The organism is Zhenhengia yiwuensis, assembly GCF_014384995.1.
GTDB classification, from domain to species: Bacteria; Bacillota; Clostridia; order Lachnospirales; family Cellulosilyticaceae; genus Zhenhengia; species Zhenhengia yiwuensis.
Genome location: NZ_JACRSY010000090.1, coordinates 1 through 2,334 on the forward strand (window position 1 = coordinate 1; position 2,334 = coordinate 2,334).

At 36.9% G+C, this 2,334-nt stretch carries 2 protein-coding genes; both read left to right on the plus strand.

What is annotated here, in order from left to right; translation table 11 throughout:
- Window positions 1-195 precede the first annotated feature (195 nt).
- The gene (istA, locus tag H8718_RS19940; protein ID WP_249334814.1) at window positions 196-1,773 is read left to right on the plus strand and encodes an IS21 family transposase; all 1,578 of its coding nucleotides are present in this window, start codon (window positions 196-198) and stop codon (window positions 1,771-1,773) included.
- On the plus strand, window positions 1,763-2,334 hold a 572-nt coding region (locus H8718_RS19945; RefSeq protein WP_249334815.1), incomplete at its 3' end, for an ATP-binding protein. The genes istA and H8718_RS19945, both read left to right, overlap by 11 nt.

Sequence of the window (2,334 nt, forward strand, 5' to 3'; positions counted from 1 at the left end):
TGAATATTACGGGCTCAAAAATCCACCCTTTCACTTATAGATACCACTAATTCGTCACAATGATACCATCTTCAAAATTAAGATGTTTCATATAATAAAACCACTGATTCACGCTTGAAGATCACCCTTTTTGACCATAATTCTGTGGAAGTCATTTAAGACTATCACACTTTATTTCAGAAAGGAGCCTTTATAATGGCTAATAAAATTAATGTTAAGCTCATTTTAGAGCTTAAAGCAGCCGGTCTTTCACAGAATCTTATTGCGAAGACACGACACATTTCTAAAACTTCTATTTCAGATGTATTAAGTATTGCTCAACAAAAACAGATTTTCTATGATGCAATCAAGGATAAACCCGAGGATGAAGTATACAGATTATTTTATCCTGATAAGTTTTCAGCGGAATCAACCTTTAAAATACCTGACTATTCGTATGTTCATAATGAGCTCAAAAAAGTTGGTGTTACGCTCAAACTCCTCCATCAAGAGTATAAAGATATGTGCTTCAAAGAAGGCAGTATTGCTGTTGGTTATACCAAGTTCACTGAAGATTATAGAACATATACCAAACAATGCAATCTTTCTAACCATCTCTATCACAAGCCTGGGCAAACAGTTGAAGTAGACTGGAGTGGTTCTCATATGGAGGTTGTGGATTGCCATACTGGTGAAGTGGTTAAAGTACATCTCTTTGTAGCATGTCTGCCTTATAGTCAATACGCTTATGTAGAACCCACCTTAGATGAGAAACAAGATACATGGCTTCGTTGTCACATTCATATGTATGAATTTTTTGGTGGCGTTCCAGTTAAAACAGTTTGTGACAACTTAAAGACTGGTGTTATCAAACATCCTAAAGAAGGCGATATCATCCTTAATGATGCTTATGAAGGGCTTGGTAGCCACTATGTTACAGCTATCATGCCAACAGGTGTAAGGAAACCTAAACAAAAAGCCTCTGTAGAAGGTACAGTTGGCAAGATTGCTACTGCAATCATTGCAAAGCTTAGACACAAAACCTTTTATTCCTTTGCAGACTTAAAAGAGTCTATTGCAGAGGCACTTAATGCGTTTAATGCAGCACCTTTTCAGAAAAGGCAATACAGTCGAAAGGAAGTCTTTGAAGAAGAAAAGCAACATTTAAGAGTGTTGCCTAAGATTCCTTATGAAGTTGCAACATGGGAATACAATCGTAAAGTCTATCCTAACAGCCACGTTTGTGTATGTAAAAATTATTACTCTGTGCCCTTCGCTTACGCAGGTCAGTATGTAGATGTGAAACTTACTGAAAGCATTGTGGAAATTTATACTAATCATCAACGTATTTCGTCTCATCCAAAATTCCCACTGTATGTGAGTAACCATTATGCTACCCATAAAGAAGATATGCCTGATGCATTCAATCAACCTGAAATGAATGATCTTAGGCTTAAACAATGGGCGGCAAGTATTGGTACTCACACCAGTGAAGTCATTGAACGTCTCTTCAAAAGTGTAACCATTAAAGAGCAAGCCTATAATAGTGCCTTATCCGTTTTGAAGCTCAGTAAGACTTATTCTAATGAGCGTCTTGAGACTGCTTGTGAAATAGCCCTGCCAATGACACGTATTCCAAGATATAAGCATCTCAAAGGAATCCTTGCCTCCAATCAAGATGTACTTTATGCAGAACAAAAACAATCAAAAGTTGGGTCAAAAGTAGATAAAGAAACTTCAGGATATGTAAGAGGTGCGGATTACTATGGAGGTATTATAGGCTATGGTAAATGATGAAACAAAACGTAAACTTCGTGAATTAACACTTGATGGACTCATTGATGCTCTCAATATTCAAGATGAAAATCCAGCTCTTTTTACGGCTATGCCATTTGATGAACGTTTCGAGTTAGCTATTGATGAATTGTATCAGACTAAAAATAATAAGCGTTGTAAAAGGCTTATCAAAGGTGCACATTTTAGATTTCCAGATGCTGATATCAATACGATGTACTATGCTGATAGAGGTTTAGATAAAAACCAAATCGTAGAATTATCCACCTGTCAGTATTTGCGTAACAACAACAGTCTTGTCCTTGAAGGATTTACTGGATCGGGCAAAACTTTTCTTGCATGTGCTTTAGGAAAAGCTGCTTGTAGACAACTCTATCGTGTGCGATATATCCGTTTGCCAGATTTATTAACCCTTCGTGATGAAGCACTTGCTGAAGGAAAAGGCATGAGTAAACTAATCACTAAGTTTTCAAATTACCACCTACTCATCATCGATGAGTGGCTATTACATGACCTAACAGAAGAAGATGTACGCTTTATCTTCGAACTAACGGAAAAAAG